Origin of the sequence: Pseudomonas sp. NPDC088444 (genome assembly GCF_044900175.1) — a bacterium.
In the GTDB taxonomy this organism is placed as follows: Bacteria; Pseudomonadota; Gammaproteobacteria; order Pseudomonadales; family Pseudomonadaceae; genus Aquipseudomonas.
Map to the genome: position 1 here is coordinate 152818 of NZ_JBJDNK010000002.1, position 19382 is coordinate 172199.

A 19382-nucleotide genomic window follows, 5' to 3' on the forward strand; every position below is an offset into this window, starting at 1 on the left:
TTTGCCTTCTTTCAGTTCAAGCGCTGCCAGACTGGACGTCTCGATCAGTGCCACCCGTTCTTTGACTTTTGCAATATCCCACTTAATTCAATATGCGCCTGTCCGCCCTCTGAATATCAACTCAAAAGCACATTTACAATGGCGACACTTTCCACAGTGCCCGATCAATAAAGCGGGCACGCATTGTTTATTTACCGACGCAGATCGCCTTTGGAGGTGTCGCGCAAGGTCGTCAACGCGATCAATGCCAGCAGCGCCGCACCGCCCATGAAATAACCAGGCCACAACAAGTTGCTGGTACTGCCAATTAACGACGTCACGATATAAGGCGTCAGGCCGCCCCCCAGAATGGCCCCAACGTTAATACTGATCGCCATGGCGGTATAACGCACACGGGTCGGAAACTGTTCTGCGTAGGTCGGATAACCCACCGACTGCACCACGGGCATCGGCAGGGTTGCGATGAACATCGCCAGCGCGGCGATCCAGAAGCTACCGCTGCCCATCAACAGCATCATCGGCACCACCAGGACGACATAACCCACGAAACCAATGGTCAGCGCTTTTTTTCGTCCTATCCGGTCAGACAGTCCACCCCAGAACGGCATCATCGCCGCCATGCACAGGCTGATCACTGCGATCAGCCAGTAGACCTTGGTCTTTTCGAAGTGCAGGTAGGTCGTCAGGTAGATGTTCATGAACACCATGCCGATGAAGTACCCGGCGTTCTGTGCAAAGGCGAACACGATGACGCGCAACAGCGACGGCAGGTCAAGGCTGAACACTTCGCGAATCGGTGCAACCGGTGGTTTGTCCTTGGCCAGAAACGCCCTGAACTCCGGGGTTTCCTCGACGTTGTGACGCATGTAGAACGAGAACACCACCAGCGGAATCGACAGGAAAAACGGGATGCGCCAGCCCCATTTCTGCAGTTGTTCGGCATCCAGCAGGCCCGTGGTCACGCCACAGACGATTGCCCCGGTCGCGCCACCGATCGCCACGCCCACCGGAGTGAAGGCGCCAAAGAAACCGCGCCGCCCGTTAGGCGACGACTCAGCCACGAATGCCGCCGCGCCGACCACTTCGCCACCGGCGAAAAAGCCCTGACACAGCCGCAGGAGCACCAGCAAAATGGGCGCCGCGATGCCAATTTGCGCTGCCGTCGGCAACACGCCGATCAGCGCCGTCGCCAAGCCCATGCCGATCACCGTACTGAGCAGCACGTTACGGCGGCCAAAGCGATCAGCCAATCGACCCAGCACAATGCCGCCAATGGGCCGCACCACGAAAGCAATGCCGAACACCGCAAGGGTGGCGAGCAACGCTGCGGTCGAGTTACCGCTGGGGAAAAACAGCGGCGCAATAATGGTTGCCATGTAGCCGTAGATACTGAACTCGTAATATTCAACCGCTGTGCCGGTGGCCGACGCCATGGCCGCACGCTTGGCAATCATGGTCGAATCACTGTCCTGACTGAACGAACGGGCAACACCGGAAGTTGTATCTATTTCAGAAAGCACGCGAGACATATTTACCTTCCATCTTAGCCGCTGGCTAATAGAGTTATTGGGCGGTAGGTCGTACAAGAAGTGGCTAATCAAACGCGTTGAATAGTTAACTTCCGCTGACCCTGGCAGAGGTAAATGTTGATGAATCTGTTCTGCATGTAGCGCTCCTTATTATTGTTGAATGGCTACGAACGTTTTATGTGTGTGTCACTAAACCACGCCGTCAAACAGGGCTTCTGATCACCACCCCTTCGCTTAGCAGCGCTTGTTTGATCGACCGCGCAAACGCCGCCGCGCCCGGCTGATCGCCATGAATGCACAAGGTCTCGGCGCGCACTGGAACCCAGTTGCCCTGGATGCTGCGCACTTCACCGCGATGGAGCATGTTCAGGACCTGATCGACCGCCACGGTGACATCCTCGATCATCGCGCCGGGCTGCCCGCGCGGGGTCAGCGTGCCGTCGTCCTGATAGGTGCGGTCGGCGAACACTTCATGGGCCACCTTCAAGCCGCATGAGGTCGCCGCCGCCGTCAGTTCGCTGCCTGACAGGCCAAACAGCATCAGGCCGGGGTCGATGTCCTTGACTGCATGGCAGATCGCATCGGCTGTCGGTCGGTGAGTCGCCGCCAGGTTGTACAACGCGCCGTGGGGTTTGACGTGCTTGAGCGGCACACCCGCCGCACAGGTGAAGCCCATCAACGCGCCGACTTGATACACCACCGCTTCGTACACTTCGTCTTCCGACAGTTTCATCAGTCGACGACCGAAGCCCTGCAAATCTTGAAAGCCAGGATGGGCGCCCACCGCTACACCCAGTTGCGCCGCTAACGCGACCGTTCGGCGGATGGTGCGCGAGTCACCGGCATGAAAGCCGCAAGCGATGTTGGCAGAGGTGATGTGCGGCAAGACGGCAGCATCATCCCCAGCGTGGTATAGGCTAAACCCCTCGCCCACATCGCTGTTGAAATCGATCTCAGGCATTGAAGGCCTCCATTGCTTTTACAGTGCGCGCGCGTTCGATGAAGAGCTTTTGCGCGGCGTGCAGGTCAATCAATGAGAAGCGCAGCGCATCGCCCGGCAGCATTTGCGCCAGGCGCGGCAGGTCCACGCTGGCCACTTGAGCGATACGCGGATAGCCGCCGGTGGTTTGCCGGTCCGCCATCAAAATCAACGGCTGCCCGCTGGGTGGCACCTGCACCGTGCCGAACGCCACGCTTTCGGAAAGCAGCTCACAGGGCGCCGACAGGGTCAGCGCCTGGCCTGTCAGGCGATAGCCCATGCGGTCCGAATCGCCGCTCAGGGTGTAGGTGCCGTTGAGGAAGTCCTGCTGCGACTGTTCGCTGAACAACGCCCACTCACGCCCTTTCATGACCCGGATCGGCTGATCTTCATCATGGCTCGCAGACGACGGCTCATAGGTTTTGGCCAGACGCGGCGGGTTGGCGAACGAGGAACAAATCGGAATCAGATCGCCCGCCTGCAACGCCCGCCCCCGCAGCCCACCGAACCCGCCACGGGTGTTGGTGCTGGTGCTGTCCATGACCTCGGGCAACAGGAAGCCGCCCGCCACCGCCAGATAACTGCGCGCACCGTGCAAACGCTTGCCGAAACTCAGCGTCGAGTTGGCCGCAACGATCTGCGCGGTGCCCGGTTTGAAAGGCTCGCCATTGAGTGTCGCGCCCAGATCGGCACCGGCCAGCGCGATCAACGCCTTGGCCTGAAACTGCAACGTCGGGCCTTGCAGGGTCATTTCCAGCGTGGTGAACGACCTGGGATTGCCCACCAGCAGGTTGCACAATTCGTGCGCCGCTTCGTCCATGACACCTGACACCGGCACACCCCAATGCTGGAAACCATGCCGCCCAGTGTCCTGAAACGAAGACAGCAGCCCCGGTTTGATGACATGAATGGTCATAACGATTCTCCCCGCGCCAGCGCTTCGAACTCGCGGCTGCTGATGGCGGTGAAACGGACTTGGTCACCCCCCTTGAGCAGACAGGGAACGTCGTTGAAGGGGGAAAACAGGTCGAGCGGCGTGCGCCCGACCAGGTTCCAGCCGCCGGGCAATTCGGCGGGGTAAATCACGCTCTGGCCGTTGGCAATGCCCACACTGCCCTTCGCCACGCGCTTGCGCGGCACCGAACGGCGAGGCAATGACAGCGCCTGCGGGTGAAGACCGATATAAGGATGGCCCGGCGCGAAACCGACCATCAGCACGTCGAGCCAGTCGGCGGTGTGAGCCGCAATCACCTCGTCGACAGTCAACGCACAGGCTTGGGCGATCGCTGCCAAATCGGGTGCGTATTCGGACTCATAGCAGACCGGGATTTCAATGCGGTTCGTATTACCCACAGTCGCGCCGATCGATTGCAACAGTGCAGCGCTCAACGCCTGGCAAACCACGTCATATGGCGATGCATCAGCGTCCAGCGTCACGAACGCCAGCGGTGAATAATGCACGCCGACTGTGACCATGGCCGCCACCACATCGGTGATGCCAGGCAATGCACCCTGGCTGGCCAGCGTGCGCAGGATATTGGCAACCGAGGCGGCCTCGCGGTTGGCCTCGATCGAAAAAACGCTGTCGAAAACAAGGATGACGCAGCGCTCGCCACAGGGCTCGAATCGCCAGGATCGGGCAGGCGGACGCAGGTCCGGAACGGGCGCGGATGGCGCATGGGCACTGATGTAGAACATACCGTTCTCTATCCTTATGCAGCAGGCAGGTGTTCAGCCAGGCAAGCACAGGACGGAACGCCGCTTTTGACTACGCGGAGTCCACACATCATCAGGGCGCTGCAAGGCTAGACGGCAAAGGGCGCAGTCGCTCTTGTACAGGCTGCGTGAAAACTACTGCGCTCGGTAATACGGCGTTAAAAACAGGCGAAAAATGCTCATTTAGAACATCTAAAGTCGGACGCGACCCCGGCCGTTTTTCGCCTGTTTTTGCCTTGTCTTACCTTCGCTCGGTACGTTTTCACACAACCTGTCCGGCGACGGTCGCGGTCACTCAGGGTGTATCGATTACTTGGCGAACAACTGGCTCATGTCCTTGAACGCCTTGAATTCCAGCGCGTTGCCGCACGGGTCGAACAGGAACATGGTCGCCTGCTCGCCCACCTGGCCTTTGAAACGCACGTAAGGTTCGATCACGAACTTGGTTTCGCGGGCACGCAGGCGGTCAGCCAGTGCTTCCCACTCTTCCCAGTGCAAGATGATGCCGAAGTGCGGGACCGGCACGTCATGGCCGTCGACCGGGTTGGAATGCACCGACTCTTGAGAAGCGGTTTTCGGGTGCTCGTGGATCACCAGTTGGTGACCGTAGAAATCGAAGTCCACCCACTGATTGCTGGAGCGGCCTTCGGACAGGCCGAAGACGTCGCCGTAGAAGTGCCGTGCAGCAGCGAGGTCGTAAACAGGGATAGCGAGGTGGAAAGGAGAAAGGCTCACGATGTATTCCTACAGGTTGTTGTGCGTGAGCTGATTCTTGACTGAGAGACCCCGCGGTAAAAGCGGATATTTTTAGTTCTGAGCAACAATAATTTTGATGAGTCGTGGAGTTTTAAAGCGTTTTGCACCAAAGACACACGCAACGCCCCAAAGCCGTGCACTTATCGTTTGGCCGACTAAACCGTTGACGCTCAAAAAGAAGCTCTAGCCTGCCGTGTCTGGGCGTTGTGTTTGGCCATCGCATCCATCACACAGGTGCGAAACAGATTGAACAATGGCGCATGGCGCTGCTGATAACGACTCAGCAGGACGATTTCCCGAGAGAAGGTCAACTCGCCCAACGGCAGGATTCGCACCTCCGACGCGTTCTCCAGCCACACCCCCGCCATCGGCACCAGTGCCACACCCAAACCGCTGCGCACCATTTTCACGATGGCATCCAGTTCATCCAGCTCCAATGCCTGGCGCACATGCAGCTTTTGTTCGCGCAGAAACTGCGTGACCGAGCGGCCGCCGAACGAATTGCGGTCATAGCGAATGAACGGATGGTCTCGCAGCAACTGAATCGGATCATTGCCACGGACATTTTTAGGGGTGATGAGCACGAACGGCTCGCGGGCAATCACCTCGGCGCGCAAGTCCTTGGGCAAGGCAAACGGCGGGTTGATCATGATCGCCAGGTCCAGATCACCGGAGTCCACCAGACTCAGCAGATTGAGCGAAACGCCGGGGATCAGGCTGGCCTCGATGAACGGTGCCTTGGCCTTCAAGGCCACCAGCACTTGCGGAAGAATGCCGGTCTGCACCGTACCGATGGCACCGATGCGCAAGGCGCCATGGAAGTCGTTGTCGGTGTCCGGTGCGCCCATGCGGGAGAAAATCTGCAGAATCTCTTCGGCCAGCGGAATCGCCCGTTGCCCCGCCGAGTTGAGGGTGGCGGCGCGCCCAGAGCGGTCGAACAGCTTCACGCCCAGGCTGTCTTCAAGGTTGCGGATCTGTGCGCTGACCGCCGACTGGGTCAACCCCACCTCCTGCCCCGCTGCGGCGAAGGTACCGCGTCGTGCGACGCTGATGAAGGTTTTGAGTTCTCTGATCACGCTGGGGCCTCGGGCAAGTGGAGAGCCGCGAGTTTATCGTGAACTGAACAGCCAGGAACGAACAGGTGGCTGAATAACGCTTCAGATCATCCCGCGCAGGAAGAAAGATGTCTCGTAGACGATCGGCACGTGATGCGCGAATCTCTGCACATGCGCATCGATGACTCGCGCAGGAAAACGCCCCACCCAGTGCCTTTGGAATCGAAGCGGCTCATGAACTGGAAAGCATTCTTTATCGTTACGCTGTTTGGCGCGCTGCCATCGATTGCAGTGGCCGACGCTCAGGAGATTCCCCCTTTGGCTGAAACCGGCTCCGCTCACTATCGCTTCGAACGGTTGAACGTCGACTCCCCCGACCGCCAACGGCATTACCGGCTGGATATCGGTATTCCCCGCCGGGCACCCTCGGCGGCGGGCTATCCGGTGATGTACCTGCTCGATGGCAACAACGTGATGGCTGAATTGAAGGAAGACTGGCTTGGCGAACTGGATGCAGGCGCTCCGCCGCTGCTGGTCATGATCGGGTACGACATCGAGGGCACGTACGACGGCGAGCAACGCACCCGGGATTACACCGGTGATACGTCCCATGCGTTTCTTGATCTGCTCCAGACAACGATCAAGCCAGAAGTGCAGTCGCATTACCCTGTCGATCCGACACGACAGACACTGTGGGGGCACTCGTTCGGCGGCCTGTTCACGCTTTATGCCTTGCTTCAGAAGCCCGACCTGTTCCAGACCTGGATCGCCGCCAGTGCGTCGCTGTGGTATCAGCCCATCACCTACGACAACGGCATGGCGCTTAACCGGTTTCCCGCCGGGGTGACACCCACGATACGGCTGGTCAGAGGCGAACGAGAGGGAAAACCGCCGGTCGCTCAGTTCGATGGTGGCTCACCGGAACGCAGAGCGGCGATGGCAGCCGTGCCTGCCGATGCCAATCGCTTGCTGGCCGAACACCTGGCTGAACTGCCAGGCACTCAGGCCAGTTACCAATCGTTCAGCGGTCGCAATCACGGCCAGATGTTCAGCACCGCTCTGCACTTGGGACTGCGCAGAGCGGCCGGATTACCCGAGCATAATCAGCATAGCGACTGAACGGCCCCGGAGCCGAGCGTGCGGTCAGTCACCTTCACGACTCGGCAAACCCCAAACGCGCCGCCTTGGCCCGCTCCGACCGGTTGCGGGTCGCCAGGCAGTAATACAGCGGGCAGGTCACCAGCAAGCCCACCAGCCATGACAGATCAGCCCCTTCCAGGTAATTGGCATACGGCCCGACGTACAACGACGTATTGGCAAACGGCAGTTGCACGATGATGCCAATGAAGTACGCGACGATGGCGTGCAGGTTGAAACGCCCGTACATCCCGCCGTCGACGCTAAAGATCGAGGCAATGTCATAACTGCCGCGTTTGATCAGGTAGAAGTCGATCAGGTTGATCGACGCCCACGGCACCAGCACGATCAGCAACGTCAGGATCAGGCCGATGAACTCTTTGATGAAGTCACCCGACGCGCCCACCGCCGTGAGGCAGCAGCCCGCGAGAATCAACGTCGCCAGGATCACCCGCACTTTGACGCTGGGCGTCCATTGCCCGGCGAACGTCTGGATCGAGGTGACGATGGACAACACCGCGCCGTACAGATTGAGTGCGTTATGGCTGATGATGTTGAGCAAAAACAGCAGCATCAGAATCGGCCCCAACGCGCCGGTCGCCTGTTTGACTGCCGCCATCGCTTCGGTGCCTTCTGGCGTGGCCAGGACCGCCACAGCACCAAAACTGAACGACAGCGTGGTGCCCAGGGTCGCGCCGAAGAACGTGGCCCAGAAGGGTTTGGCGATGCCGATGTCGCTCGGCAGGTAACGTGAATAATCCGAAACGTAAGGCGAGAAGCTGATCTGCCAGATGACCCCCAAGCATATCGTCGCCAAAAAGCCCGACAGGTTGAAACCGCCCCGACTGAAGAAGTCGGCGGGCAGGTCCTGGCTGAAGATCATGATGAAACCTGCCAGCAGCGCTGCGCCCATCACCCAGGTCCCGAGGCGGTTGAGGGTGTGAATGAAACGGTAGCCGATCACACCGATGGCCGTGGCGCTCAAGGCACCGATCACCACACCTACTGGCAGCGGAACGCTGGGAACCATGCCATGGATCGACTGCCCTGCCAGCACGATGTTAGAAATGAAGAAACCCACGTAGATCAACGCCGCGAAGAACACGATCAACAGCGCACCGTAGCGACCAAACTGGCCTCGGCTCTGCACCATTTGCGGGATGCCCATGCGTGGCCCCTGCGCCGAGGCCAGGGCAATGAACACCCCACCGATCATGTGGCCCAGGGCAATCGCGATCAGCCCCCAGAGCAGATTCAGATGGAACACCTGAACCACCATGGCTCCGGTGACGATAGGCAGTGGCGCAATGTTGGTGCTGAACCACAGGGTGAACAGGTCCCGCGCCTTGCCATGACGTTCGGCCAGCGGCACGTAATCGACAGTGTGGTTTTCAATCAAAGGGGTGGCGTTGCCGCCATGAGTATCGGATGTAGTCATCGTTTCGCCTGAATTCTTGTCTTTGTGGCCAGCTAAAACCATGCAGCGCCTCGCCGAGCCTGTGGCCGGAGGACACCTGTCACGCCGCAAACACATCCCTGCACTCACGAGCGCCATCACAATATTATGGTATACCAACAATTGACAACCGTCGGTTGGGCTATTTCTGACAGATTGCAAGGCTCAGTCGATGAGGGAAAAACCGGTTCAGCAGGCATCAAAGCCGCGTTTTTAAAGGACCACGCAACGTCGATTGCCACCTGCACTCTGCGAACATGAAAGAAAAAACACTTGCATCATCAGTATTACGGTATACCATCAGACACATAAAACTCATCACCTTCGGCACCGAACCGCAGAGGTAGCAACATGATCGACGCAATCGCCTACAAGAACGTCCTGGGCTCCTTTCCTTCCGGCGTGACGGTAATCACTACCCTCAATGACGATGGCGAAGTGGTCGGTCTGACAGCCAGTGCCTTCAGTTCGCTGTCGATGGACCCGCCACTGGTGCTCTTCTGCCCCAACTACAGCTCCGACTCCTACCCGACGCTGATCAAGAACAAGCGCTTCGCCATTCACCTGTTGTCCGGCACGCAACAGAGCGAAGCCTATGCGTTCGCCCGCAAAGGCAAGGACAAGGCCGTTGGCATCGAATGGACATTGAGTGCGCTGGGTAACCCGCTGCTGTCGAATGCCACTGCGATCATCGAATGCGAGTTGTGGCGCGAATACGAAGGTGGCGACCACGCCATCATGGTCGGCGCCGTCAAGAACCTGATCGTGCCGGAGCAGCCCGCCAGCCCCATGGTTTACTGCCGTGGCAAAATGGGCGCCCTGCCCGCGCTGGCTTGAGCCTGACGATACGAAGTCATACGGTCTATCGAAAAAAACGCCCGACCGCCGAGCAGCGGACGGCATATTTACCCGAGGTAAGCGTCATGAAATTTTCGTTGTTCGTACACATGGAACGCTGGGACGAATCGGTCAGCCATCGACAGTTGTTCGAGGATCTGACCGAGCTGACGCTGATGGCCGAACAAGGCGGTTTCAGCACCGTGTGGATCGGCGAACACCACGCCATGGAATACACCATTTCGCCAAGCCCGATGCCGCTGCTGGCTTACCTCGCCGCCCGCACCACCACCATTCACCTGGGCGCGGGCACCATCATCGCGCCGTTCTGGCATCCGCTGCGGGTGGCCGGTGAATGCGCGCTGCTGGACGTCATCAGCAACGGGCGCATGGAAGTGGGTCTGGCGCGCGGCGCCTATCAGGTCGAATTCGACCGCATGGCCGGTGGCATGCCTGCCTCCGAAGGCGGCAAGGCCCTGCGCGAGATGGTTCCGGTGGTCAAGGCATTGTGGCAAGGCGACTACGCCCACGATGGCGAAATCTGGAAATTCCCCACCTCTACCAGCGTGCCAAAGCCGATCAAGACACCGCCAATGTGGATCGCGGCCCGCGACCCGGACTCGCACAACTTCGCGGTAAAAAACGGCTGCAACGTGATGGTCACGCCATTGATGAAAGGCGACGAAGAAGTGGTCGACCTGAAGAATAAATTCGAAGCGGCCCTGGCCGCCAACCCTGACGTACCCCGTCCGCAACTGATGGTGTTGCGTCATACCCACGTCCACGCGGACAACGATCCGGAAGGCTGGAAGGTCGGCGCCAAGGCCATCTCGAAGTTCTACCGCACCTTCGATGCCTGGTTCGGCAACAAGACCACGCCGGTCAACGGCTTCCTCGACCCGAGTCCGGAGTCGAAATTCGCCGAACGTCCTGAGTTCACCCTCGACAGCCTGCACAAAACCGCCATGATCGGCACCCCGGAAGAAATCATTCCGCGCATCCAGTACTACAAAGAGCTGGGCGTGGATGAGTTCAGCTTCTGGTGCGACAACAGCCTGCCTCACGCCGAGAAGAAGAAATCGCTGGAACTGTTCATCAAGCACGTGGTGCCTGCGTTTCGCTGATTGACCCTACGCTTGCCCCCAGTGCCGCGGCGCCTCCCGCGGCATTGTTCATTCTGCCGCCCGGCATTCGCCGACACAGCGCGTGCGCTCGAAGATCGCCCCCTCGATGCCCAGCACCTCGCGGTTGTCCGCGTAAATACCAACGCCCTTCTCCCAGACATTCTTGATCGCACCGCTCGCACAGCGAATCCGGTAACTCAATTCGAACGGCACCTGCCGCGCCAGCGCGTATTGCACCTCGCGCCAGACGTAATCGGCATCTTCAGGGAGGATCAGGCTGTTGTAGGTAAAGTCGTGGTTGTCCACCAGACGCTCCGCCGGGTAACCGGTCAATTGCAGGCAACCGGCACTGACAAACTCCATGGTCCAGTCGCGGTTGTTGCGCCCGCGATAAATCAGCCCCGGCATGCTGTCGAGCAGGCTTATGGCGCTGCGTTGGCTGGCCTGCAACGCGGTTTCCCGACGTTTGTGCGCCGTGATGTCCCCCAGCACCAGACAGAAACCTGAAGCCACCGATTTGAGCCCGACCTCACACCAGCGCAAATCGCCGTCAGGATGAACGAAGCGCAAGCGCTGCCGGAATGACGTGCCGGGGTGGGCGCGCAACTGGGCCAGGGCTTGCAGCCACAGCGGACGGTCCTCCTGATGCACATAGTCCAGCGCATTGCGCATACGGGCCGAGGTGCCCATCAGATCGGTCCAGGCCTGATTGAATCCGGTGATCTGCCCGTTCTCCGCCAGTTCCAGCAAGGCGACCGGAAAGCGGTCCAACGCAGCGCCTGAGCTGACGTTTGACAGCAGGTCTCGCACAGCACTGTCTTCGCTCATTCAGTGGCGCTCCTCTTTTCTAGCGACCGTCGACTGATGAACCCAGGCCGCCAGTTCCAGCCGCGAATGCAGGCTGAGCTTCTGCAGCAGGTTCTTGACGTAAATCTTCACCGTGCCGTCGCTGATGCCCAGCTCGCGGGCGATCTGCTTGTTGCTCATGCCGCCGGCGATCAGGGTCAGGGTCTGGCCCTCGCGCTCGGTGAGGCTGCCCAGCTCCGGGCCCGGATCCAGCCGTTCCGGGCCTGATTCGGGGGCATCATGGGCAGCCAGCAACGACACCAGCGAGTCATCCAGCACAATTGCCCCCTGATTGCAGTTGCGCATGTAGGCCAGCAGCGCGTCAGGCTCGGTTTCCTTGAGCACATAACCTCTGGCGCCCAGGCGCAACGCGGACAGCAGCTCGCTGCGGTCCATGGATGCCGTGAGCACCACGACCTGGCAGCCCAGACGCAACTGACGCAACTCGTCGAGCACCTGCAACCCGCTCAGACCGGGCATGTGCAGGTCCAGCAGCACTTGTTGTGGGGCCAGACTCACCGCCAGATTGATCCCTTCCCGGCCACTGGCCGCCTGGCCCACCACCTCGAAGTCGTCGCTGGCGCTGAACAACTGCGCCAGGCCCTTGCGGAACAGCGGGTGATCATCGATCAGTAACAAGGTCGTGGCGTGCATCGTGACTCTCCGAAAAATCAGCGGGGTGGCAGGTCAGCCACAGGTGCACGCGCACACCGTGGGGCTGGATCGGCTCGATTGCCAGCCGCGCGCCGATACTGGCGGCACGCTCGCGAATGATCGCCAGGCCAAAGTGGTTGTCATCGCCGGACGCCGAGCTCAGGCCGATGCCATCGTCCTCGACCGACACCAGGACGTCGCCGGAGGGGGGCTGGCGCAGCTCGATGCGCACGTGTCGGGCATGGGAGTGGCGCACGGCGTTGGTCAGGGCTTCGCGGATGATTTGCAGGATCTGCAATTCGGTTTCCGGGCTCAGGGCGTTGTCCGGCAATCGGTTGTCCAGCTCAAAGACGATGATGCAGCGCCGGGAAAATTCGGCCACCGAGTCAGCCAGCGCCTGGCGCAACGAGCGCCCGTCCATGGTCAGCCGGGCGCTGGTGATCAGTTCGCGCACTTGCCGTTGCAACTGGCTCAAGCCGTTGCGCAGCTCGGTCAGTGAAGTGCCTGCCAATTCCGGATCAGTCAGTCGGGTCTGGACCAGCCGCGCCTGAAACGACAGATAACCCAGCTGTTGCGCCACTGAATCGTGCAGCTCACGGGCCAGCGCACCGTGCTGCGCGGTGGCCTGCTTGCGTTGCTGTTCACGGCGATGGCGCAGTAACTGGACGGTGACCCCGAGCGCCTCACTCACCTCACCCAGCATCTGCTGCCAGAAGCGGTCGGCCTCACGCGGCGTGTCCAGCAGCACCATGGCGCTGCCGGGCACCCGCGCTTCAGGCAAACCGCAGATCAAGCGATGCACGCCCCGCTGGCGGCACGGGTCGCAAGCCACCGGCGACGTTGTCACGCACGCCCCGCTGCGCCACGGGCAATCGGCGCTGCGCTCGCACTCGGCGGTCAATACCCGGCGCGCGGGCCCCAGGTCTTCGTCCACCTGAATCAGGTTGAGCGTGACGCCGGGCTGCAGCGCCTCAAAACGGTCCAGAAAGCGCGGCAAGGCACCGTCGGCGTGCATCAGACACAGCGGCAGTTCAGCCAGCAACCCACGCAGTTCGTTCACCTGCCGGGGGCTGGCGCGCCGAAACCAGCGGGGCCAGCGTCGCCACCAATTCGCTTGGGTCTGCACTGTCGAATGTTCCTTTTCCGTTGCGCCGTTGTGACTGGCAAACCAGCAACTTCCATGCCCCGCAGTCCCCCTTCGCCACGGACTACCTCCAAAGAGATACCCCTTTTTCCGGATTGAGCGATTTTTCCTGTCGAGAAATTATCTTGCCCATCAGAGAACAGCGACCGCTCACCCGCTTCGGCGATTCGCGTCGTTTCACGCCCACCGCAGGTCCACCGGGAAGCCGCCATGATGGATAAACCCGACATCGAACGCGCAAGGCTGCACAGCCTTCCTCGCTATCGTCAGCCAGCGCCACAGGAGGCAGTGTGTCAGCCGCTGGTGGTGATTCAATCGGCCGACAGTTGCCCCGCCTTTGTCGGCACATTGGACCAGCCCACCGTGCTGAACGCCGAGAACGGCGATTTCAACGACCGTCTGGGCCGTTGCCTGGCGACCTGCACCGTTGGCACCCGGCTGTACCTCGTCGGCGATGAAGCCTTCATTTGGCGCATTCATGCCCTGGCCCGCAGCGCCGGGCTGCAGGATGACGAAATCGACATGACCCTCAGCGTGCCCGGTGTGCGCACCGTTTACTGCGTGCACTGCGGCCAGCGTCAGCCCGGCACGCAACAGGACAGCCTGCAATGCAGCGGCTGCCGGGTGTTGCTGGAGATTCGCGAACACTTTTCCCGACGTCTGGGCGCCTACCTGGGCGTGTGTGGCAATCCGGACCAGCCTTACGCGGGGTTCCGGCCATGAGTGCGACACTGAAAGTAAAGGTCAGTGAGGCACGAATGCTCACCCCGCTGGTGCGCGAATTCACCCTGACCCCTTGCACAGGCCGTCTGCCGGGCTTTTCGGCAGGCAGCCACGTTCAAGTGCACCTGCCATTGGGTGAGCGCACGTTGCGCAATGCCTATTCGCTGACCAGCGATCCGGCGCAACACGACCACTACCGCATCGCCGTGCGTTTACAGAGCGATTCCCGGGGCGGCTCACGGCATCTGCATGAACAGGTGCAGGTCGGTGACACCTTGACCCTGTCGCCTCCTGCCAACCTGTTCGCCCTGCACAGTCAGGCCAGCCAGCACATTCTGATCGCCGCGGGCATCGGCATTACGCCATTCATGGCCTACCTGAGCGAGCTGGAAAAGCGCAATGCCGCTGTCGAACTGCATTACCTGTGTCGCCCGGGCCTGAGCGATGCCTACCTCGCCACCTTGCAACAACGCCTGGGCGCACGCCTGTATGTCTATGACGGCCAACGGCGCATCGATCTGCCCGCCATTCTCGGTAACCGGCCCTTGGGCACCCACGTTTATACCTGCGGCCCGCAACGCCTGCTCGCCGATGTTCAGGAATACGCCCGGGCGCTGGGCTGGCCCGCCAGTCGCGTGCACCACGAAGCCTTCAGCGCGCCGCAACCCGGCACGCCGTTCGAACTGGAACTGCTGCGCAGCGGCAAACGCCTGACCGTCGCTGCCGACCAAAGCCTGCTGGAAGCCCTGGAGGCCATCGGCGTCGAGGTGCCCAACCTGTGCCGTGGCGGGGTCTGCGGGCAGTGCATCACCCGTCACGGTGGCGGCGACATCGAACACCGCGACCACTTTCTGACCCGCAACGAACAGGCCGAATTTCTCATGCCGTGCGTGTCACGTGGCTGTGGCCCGTGTGTATCACTGGATCTCTAGGAGTCGAGCATGACCGTGCCATTCAGCCCTACCCAGACGTACCGTGAAGACTTCAGCTTTCGCAATAGCCCCACTGCGATCAAGCGTTTCCCGTTTCCGTTCCCCCAGGACAGCTACCTGTATTCGGTGAACATCGAACCGGCCACCTCCCGTGACCCCGGCTCGGTCTACGAACACTGCTTTGACATCGATGAGCATTACCGCTCGGAAATGGCCGAACGCGCCCAGGTGCTGGGCAAAGACCCTCGTCGTTATCTGGTCATGCCACACATGCAGAATGCCGCTTGGGACGCCCTGCAGATGTTGATGGAACACCTGGCCCGAGACTATCCGCAGTGGTTCGAACTCGACCGCGACGGCGACCACTGGCATTGGCGCAACAACGCGCTGGGCATCGATCAGCGCTTCGTGTTTGGCGATGCCACAACCTTGCCCAGCGAGCCGCTGGAATTCATTGGCCGTCAGGTGCAGGGCGACTTTGCCCTGCTCGATCAGCGCGACGGCGACCTGTTCATGGACGCCGGACTGGTCACCAGCCCCGCCGACTGGTCGCTGGCGTTTGATGCCGGAATGAGCTTCAAGCAATGGCATTCGCCGGTGCCGATGGCCCATCAGATGGGGGTGTTCGACCGGGCGCTGAAATACCTGCTCAACCTGCAAGTCGACCATCCCGTGCGGCGTCTGAACTGGACCCTGACCATCAACCCACGTCTGGATTCGTCACCGGAAACCTTTCACGAATGGGGCGCCGACCGCGGCACCGTCACCGCGCAGAACGCCGGGCAACTCGTGCACCTGCGCGTCGAATTGCAGGTCATGGCTCGGCTGCCGCGCAGCAACGCGATGATGTTCAGCATCCGCACCTACCTGATCAGCCTCAACGAGCTGGTCACCCAGCCTGAATGGGGCTGCCGCCTGCACCGGGTGATCCGCGACCTGCCCGACGCCATCGCCGATTACAAAGGCATGACCCGTTACCGCCACGCACTGATCGAATGGCTCAGCCAGTTCGACCCGCAGGCCTGACTTTTCCGATCACTCACCGACAAGGATCTTCACATGGCTCATTCATGGCGCATTTCTGCACTCGCTGACCGTCACCGCGCGCTCGGCTCACAGCTGGAAGACTGGAACGGCATGGGCACCGCCTGGACCTACGCCAGCGACCTGGCCGATCACCACGAAGCCATCCGCACCCGTGCCGGTTTGATGGACGTCTCGGGGCTGAAAAAAGTCCACTACGTCGGCCCTCACGCCGAAAGCCTGCTGCAATGGGCCACGACCCGGGACATCAGCAAGCTGTACCCCGGCAAGTCGGTGTACGCCTCGATGCTCGACGAAGAAGGCAAATTCGTCGATGACTGTATCGTCTACCGCACCGGCCCCAACGCCTTCATGGTGGTGCACGGCGCGGGCACCGGTTACGAGATGCTGGTGCGTTCGGCCCAGGGCCGTCAGGTGGGCGTGCTGTTCGATGACGACCTGCACGACCTCTCGCTGCAAGGCCCGCTGGCGGTGGACTTCCTCGCTGACCACGTGCCTGGCATCCGCGACCTGCCCTACTTCCATCACCTGCAAACCCGCCTGTTCGGCCGCCCGGTGATGATCTCGCGCACCGGCTACACCGGCGAACGCGGCTACGAAATCTTCTGCAAGGCCGCCGATGCCCCGGCCATCTGGGACGCCATCCTGCGCCACGGCGAGGCCATGGGCATCATCCCCTGCGCCTTTACCGCGCTGGATTGGCTGCGGGTGGAAAGCGCGCTGATGTTCTTCCCCTACGACAACTCGCAGATGTACCCCTTCGCCGACCAGAAGGCCGGCGACACCCTGTGGGAACTGGGTCTGGACTTCACGGTTTCGCCAGACAAACGCGACTTCCGCGGTGCAGAAGAGCACCGCCGACTGCAAGGCCAGGAACGTTTCAAAATCGCCGGCGTGCTGCTCGACAGCGGCATCGCTGCCGAAGCGGGAGACACCCTGTGGCACGCCGGTCAGGAAGTGGGCGTGATCACCTGCGCCATGTATTCACGCCTCACCCAACGTTCCATGGCCATCGCCCGTGTCGCCGTCGACTGCGCCGAGCCCGGCGTCGCTCTACAGGTGCGCGGCAGTCAGCAGGTCGCCGCCGTGACCCACGCCATGCCCTTCGACGACCCGCAGAAAACCAAGCGCACGGCCAAGGGCTGATTGCCGTTTTTCATTGCCGACACGAGAGCGCCATGGACACTTCAAACGAGCAATACATCCTCAAGATCAACTGCCCGGCCACCTCCGGGATCGTCGCCACCCTGACCTCCTGCCTGGCCAGCCAGCAGTGCTACATCAGCGAACTGGCGCAATTCGACGACGAATTCACCGGGCAGTTTTTCATGCGCGCGGTGTTCCGCTTCAACCGGGGCGCCCACGGCGATATCGACGCCCTGCAACGGGAACTGGCGTCACTGGCGGGCGGCTTCGACATGCAATGGCAACTGTTCCGCTCGTCACAGCCGACCCGCGTGCTGCTGATGGTCAGCAAGTTCGACCACTGCCTGACCGACCTGTTGTACCGCCATCGCAAGGGTGAACTGGACATGGAGATCACCGCCGTGGTGTCCAACCACCTGGACCTGCGCGCCATGGCCGAGCGCGAAGGCATCCGCTTCGTTTACCTGCCGGTGAGCAAAGATACCAAGGCCCGTCAGGAGTCCGAATTGCTGCGCATCGTTCAGGAAACTCGCACCGATCTGGTGGTGCTCGCCCGCTACATGCAAATCCTCTCCGACGACCTGTGCAAGCAGCTCTCGGGGCGGGCCATCAACATTCATCACTCGTTCCTCCCCGGCTTCAAAGGCGCCAAGCCCTATCACCAGGCGTTTGACCGGGGCGTAAAGCTGATCGGCGCCACGGCGCACTACGTCACCAGCGACCTGGACGAAGGCCCGATCATCGAGCAGGAGGTGCAGCGCGTCGACCACACCTACCTGCCTGAATCGCTGGTCGCCATTGGCCGCGACACGGAAACCGTCGCGCTCTCCAAAGCCTTGAAATACCACCTGGAGCACCGGGTATTCATCAACCAGGACAAGACCGTGATCTTCCGCTGATCGCCCCTTTTTCTCTAGCGAGGCACAGACATGACTGTACGCGTAGCCATCATCGGCGCCGGCCCCTGCGGCATGGCCCAACTTCGAGCTTTCCAGTCGGCGCGGGACAAGGGCGCTGACATCCCGGAACTGGTCTGCTTCGAAAAACAGGCCGACTGGGGCGGCATGTGGAACTACACCTGGCGCACCGGGCTGGACGAACACGGCGAGCCGGTGCACGGCAGCATGTACCGCTATTTGTGGTCGAACGGTCCCAAGGAGTGCCTGGAATTCGCCGACTACACCTTTGAAGAACACTTCGGTCGGCCGATTGCCTCCTACCCGCCGCGGGAAGTGCTGTGGGATTACATCAAGGGGCGCGTCGAGAAAGCCGGTGTGCGCGACTACATTCGCTTCAATACCGTGGTGCGCCAAGTCACCTTTGACGAAGCGACGCAGCTTTTTACGGTGCTGTCCCACGACCACGGCAACGATGTCAGCGTGAGCGAACAGTTCGATTACGTGATCAACGCCTGCGGCCATTTCTCGACGCCCAAGGTGCCGTATTTCAAGGGCTTCGAGCAGTTCGCCGGACGCATTCTGCACGCCCACGATTTCCGTGAGGCGCTGGAATTCAAGGGCAAGGATTTGCTGATCGTCGGCAGCAGCTATTCGGCCGAAGACATCGGTTCGCAATGCTACAAATACGGCGCGCGCAGCATCACCAGTTGCTACCGCACCGCGCCCATGGGCTACAAATGGCCCGCCAACTGGGAAGAAAAGCCGCTGCTGCAACGTCTGGAAAACAGCCGGGCGTATTTCGCCGATGGCACCAGCAAGCACATCGACGCGGTGATTCTGTGCACCGGCTACCAGCACCACTTCCCGTTCCTCGACGAGTCGCTGCGCCTGAAAACCGACAACCGCCTGTGGCCGCGCAATCTCTACAAGGGCGTGTTCTGGGAAGCCAACCCGCGCATGATCTACCTCGGCATGCAGGACCAGTGGTACTCCTTCAATATGTTCGATGCCCAGGCCTGGTACGCCCGCGACGTCATTCTGGGACGCATCGCCCTGCCATCCCACGCTGACATGCTCGCCGACAGCCAGCAGTGGTTCGAGCGCGAACAGACCCTGGAAACCAATCAGCAAATGTTCGAATACCAGGGCGCCTACATCCAGCAACTGGTCGACGCCACCGATTACCCCAACTTCGATATCGCTGCGGTCAACGACACCTTCCTGCACTGGAAGCACGACAAGGCCGAAGACATCATGGGCTATCGCGACAAGTCGTACCGCTCGCTGATGACCGGCACCCAGTCGCCGCCGCACCACACGCCGTGGCTGCAAGCGCTGGACGACTCGATGGCCGCGTACCTCATCGAACCGACCACGCCCATCAAGTCGGTCGGTTGACCGCGGA

19 protein-coding genes are annotated in these 19382 nt (G+C 60.9%); 9 read left to right on the forward strand and 10 right to left on the reverse strand.

Features of this window, described 5'->3' with window-relative positions; genetic code table 11:
* Nucleotides 1–191: 191 nt before the first annotated feature.
* The 6 genes from ACI2KB_RS05115 to ACI2KB_RS05140 all read right to left on the reverse strand — a co-directional run bounded on the left by ACI2KB_RS05115 (nt 192) and on the right by ACI2KB_RS05140 (nt 6056).
* Nucleotides 192–1529 carry an MFS transporter gene (locus ACI2KB_RS05115; RefSeq protein ID WP_404632058.1) on the reverse strand — a complete coding sequence of 446 codons (1338 nt, stop codon included), beginning with the start codon at nt 1527–1529 and terminating at the stop codon, nt 192–194.
* Nucleotides 1530–1731: 202 nt separating this feature from the next.
* Nucleotides 1732–2490 carry a LamB/YcsF family protein gene (locus tag ACI2KB_RS05120; protein WP_404632060.1) on the reverse strand — a complete coding sequence of 253 codons (759 nt, stop codon included), beginning with the start codon at nt 2488–2490 and terminating at the stop codon, nt 1732–1734.
* Nucleotides 2483–3424, reverse strand: a complete 942-nt coding sequence (locus ACI2KB_RS05125) for a biotin-dependent carboxyltransferase family protein (RefSeq protein ID WP_404632062.1) — start codon at nt 3422–3424, stop codon at nt 2483–2485. The genes ACI2KB_RS05120 and ACI2KB_RS05125 overlap by 8 nt, the downstream gene beginning before the upstream one ends.
* Nucleotides 3421–4206: an allophanate hydrolase subunit 1 gene (locus ACI2KB_RS05130; protein ID WP_404632064.1), complete on the reverse strand. Its 786-nt coding sequence runs from the start codon at nt 4204–4206 to the stop codon at nt 3421–3423. The genes ACI2KB_RS05125 and ACI2KB_RS05130 overlap by 4 nt, the downstream gene beginning before the upstream one ends.
* Before the next feature lie 327 nt (nt 4207–4533).
* Complete coding sequence (locus tag ACI2KB_RS05135; protein WP_404632066.1) at nt 4534–4959, reverse strand: VOC family protein; 426 nt, start codon at nt 4957–4959, stop codon at nt 4534–4536.
* Between the two features lie 191 nt (nt 4960–5150).
* Nucleotides 5151–6056, reverse strand: a complete 906-nt coding sequence (locus tag ACI2KB_RS05140) for a LysR family transcriptional regulator (protein WP_404632068.1) — start codon at nt 6054–6056, stop codon at nt 5151–5153.
* Between the two features lie 213 nt (nt 6057–6269).
* Here ACI2KB_RS05140 and ACI2KB_RS05145 point away from each other — a divergent pair, with 213 nt between their 5' ends.
* Complete coding sequence (locus tag ACI2KB_RS05145) at nt 6270–7154, forward strand: alpha/beta hydrolase (protein WP_404632070.1); 885 nt, start codon at nt 6270–6272, stop codon at nt 7152–7154.
* 34 nt (nt 7155–7188) lie between these two features.
* Here the strand turns inward: ACI2KB_RS05145 and ACI2KB_RS05150 are convergent, their stop codons facing one another.
* Complete coding sequence (locus tag ACI2KB_RS05150) at nt 7189–8610, reverse strand: purine-cytosine permease family protein (protein WP_404632072.1); 1422 nt, start codon at nt 8608–8610, stop codon at nt 7189–7191.
* Between the two features lie 369 nt (nt 8611–8979).
* Here ACI2KB_RS05150 and ACI2KB_RS05155 point away from each other — a divergent pair, with 369 nt between their 5' ends.
* Both ACI2KB_RS05155 and ACI2KB_RS05160 read left to right on the forward strand, forming a co-directional pair.
* Nucleotides 8980–9465 carry a flavin reductase family protein gene (locus ACI2KB_RS05155; protein ID WP_404632074.1) on the forward strand — a complete coding sequence of 162 codons (486 nt, stop codon included), beginning with the start codon at nt 8980–8982 and terminating at the stop codon, nt 9463–9465.
* An 86-nt stretch (nt 9466–9551) separates the two neighbouring features.
* Nucleotides 9552–10589 (forward strand): LLM class flavin-dependent oxidoreductase, encoded by a 1038-nt coding sequence (locus ACI2KB_RS05160; protein ID WP_404632076.1) that lies wholly within the window; start codon nt 9552–9554, stop codon nt 10587–10589.
* A gap of 48 nt (nt 10590–10637) precedes the next feature.
* On the opposite strand, the gene ACI2KB_RS05165 is transcribed toward ACI2KB_RS05160, so the two are convergent.
* From ACI2KB_RS05165 to ACI2KB_RS05175, 3 genes are read right to left on the reverse strand one after another with little or no spacing between them, the layout of a single operon-like run.
* On the reverse strand, nt 10638–11417 hold the full coding sequence (locus ACI2KB_RS05165) for a PAS domain-containing protein (protein ID WP_404632078.1): 780 nt from the start codon (nt 11415–11417) through the stop codon (nt 10638–10640).
* The gene (locus tag ACI2KB_RS05170; protein ID WP_404632080.1) at nt 11418–12089 is read right to left on the reverse strand and encodes a response regulator; all 672 of its coding nucleotides are present in this window, start codon (nt 12087–12089) and stop codon (nt 11418–11420) included.
* Nucleotides 12058–13215 carry a sensor histidine kinase gene (locus ACI2KB_RS05175; protein WP_404632082.1) on the reverse strand — a complete coding sequence of 386 codons (1158 nt, stop codon included), beginning with the start codon at nt 13213–13215 and terminating at the stop codon, nt 12058–12060. The genes ACI2KB_RS05170 and ACI2KB_RS05175 overlap by 32 nt, the downstream gene beginning before the upstream one ends.
* Before the next feature lie 228 nt (nt 13216–13443).
* On the opposite strand from ACI2KB_RS05175, the gene ACI2KB_RS05180 reads away from it, so the two are divergent.
* Genes ACI2KB_RS05180 through ACI2KB_RS05205 form a run of 6 tightly spaced genes read left to right on the forward strand, consistent with a single transcriptional unit; the run spans nt 13444 to nt 19375 of the window.
* A complete protein-coding gene (locus tag ACI2KB_RS05180) occupies nt 13444–13956 on the forward strand; it encodes a dimethylamine monooxygenase subunit DmmA family protein (RefSeq protein WP_404632084.1) in 513 nt (170 codons plus the stop codon).
* Nucleotides 13953–14888: a PDR/VanB family oxidoreductase gene (locus ACI2KB_RS05185; RefSeq protein WP_404632086.1), complete on the forward strand. Its 936-nt coding sequence runs from the start codon at nt 13953–13955 to the stop codon at nt 14886–14888. The genes ACI2KB_RS05180 and ACI2KB_RS05185 overlap by 4 nt, the downstream gene beginning before the upstream one ends.
* A 9-nt stretch (nt 14889–14897) precedes the next feature.
* Nucleotides 14898–15914 carry a heme-dependent oxidative N-demethylase family protein gene (locus ACI2KB_RS05190; protein ID WP_404632088.1) on the forward strand — a complete coding sequence of 339 codons (1017 nt, stop codon included), beginning with the start codon at nt 14898–14900 and terminating at the stop codon, nt 15912–15914.
* Nucleotides 15915–15947: 33 nt separating this feature from the next.
* Nucleotides 15948–17078: an aminomethyltransferase family protein gene (locus ACI2KB_RS05195; protein WP_404632090.1), complete on the forward strand. Its 1131-nt coding sequence runs from the start codon at nt 15948–15950 to the stop codon at nt 17076–17078.
* 32 nt (nt 17079–17110) lie between these two features.
* Entirely contained in the window at nt 17111–17977 is an 867-nt protein-coding gene (gene purU, locus ACI2KB_RS05200; RefSeq protein ID WP_404632092.1) for a formyltetrahydrofolate deformylase, read from the forward strand.
* 30 nt (nt 17978–18007) lie between these two features.
* Nucleotides 18008–19375, forward strand: coding sequence for an NAD(P)-binding domain-containing protein (locus tag ACI2KB_RS05205; RefSeq protein ID WP_404632094.1), 1368 nt, complete (start codon nt 18008–18010; stop codon nt 19373–19375).
* Nucleotides 19376–19382 lie beyond the last annotated feature (7 nt).

Coding starts and splice junctions, on each gene's coding strand:
- ACI2KB_RS05115 (WP_404632058.1), bottom strand. CDS start 1,529: ATGTCTCGCGTGCTTTCTGAAATAGATACAACTTCCGGTGTTGCCCGT.
- ACI2KB_RS05120 (WP_404632060.1), bottom strand. CDS start 2,490: ATGCCTGAGATCGATTTCAACAGCGATGTGGGCGAGGGGTTTAGCCTA.
- ACI2KB_RS05125 (WP_404632062.1), bottom strand. CDS start 3,424: ATGACCATTCATGTCATCAAACCGGGGCTGCTGTCTTCGTTTCAGGAC.
- ACI2KB_RS05130 (WP_404632064.1), bottom strand. CDS start 4,206: ATGTTCTACATCAGTGCCCATGCGCCATCCGCGCCCGTTCCGGACCTG.
- ACI2KB_RS05145 (WP_404632070.1), top strand. CDS start 6,270: ATGAACTGGAAAGCATTCTTTATCGTTACGCTGTTTGGCGCGCTGCCA.
- ACI2KB_RS05150 (WP_404632072.1), bottom strand. CDS start 8,610: ATGACTACATCCGATACTCATGGCGGCAACGCCACCCCTTTGATTGAA.
- ACI2KB_RS05155 (WP_404632074.1), top strand. CDS start 8,980: ATGATCGACGCAATCGCCTACAAGAACGTCCTGGGCTCCTTTCCTTCC.
- ACI2KB_RS05160 (WP_404632076.1), top strand. CDS start 9,552: ATGAAATTTTCGTTGTTCGTACACATGGAACGCTGGGACGAATCGGTC.
- ACI2KB_RS05165 (WP_404632078.1), bottom strand. CDS start 11,417: ATGAGCGAAGACAGTGCTGTGCGAGACCTGCTGTCAAACGTCAGCTCA.
- ACI2KB_RS05170 (WP_404632080.1), bottom strand. CDS start 12,089: ATGCACGCCACGACCTTGTTACTGATCGATGATCACCCGCTGTTCCGC.
- ACI2KB_RS05180 (WP_404632084.1), top strand. CDS start 13,444: ATGATGGATAAACCCGACATCGAACGCGCAAGGCTGCACAGCCTTCCT.
- ACI2KB_RS05185 (WP_404632086.1), top strand. CDS start 13,953: ATGAGTGCGACACTGAAAGTAAAGGTCAGTGAGGCACGAATGCTCACC.
- ACI2KB_RS05190 (WP_404632088.1), top strand. CDS start 14,898: ATGACCGTGCCATTCAGCCCTACCCAGACGTACCGTGAAGACTTCAGC.
- ACI2KB_RS05195 (WP_404632090.1), top strand. CDS start 15,948: ATGGCTCATTCATGGCGCATTTCTGCACTCGCTGACCGTCACCGCGCG.
- purU (WP_404632092.1), top strand. CDS start 17,111: ATGGACACTTCAAACGAGCAATACATCCTCAAGATCAACTGCCCGGCC.
- ACI2KB_RS05205 (WP_404632094.1), top strand. CDS start 18,008: ATGACTGTACGCGTAGCCATCATCGGCGCCGGCCCCTGCGGCATGGCC.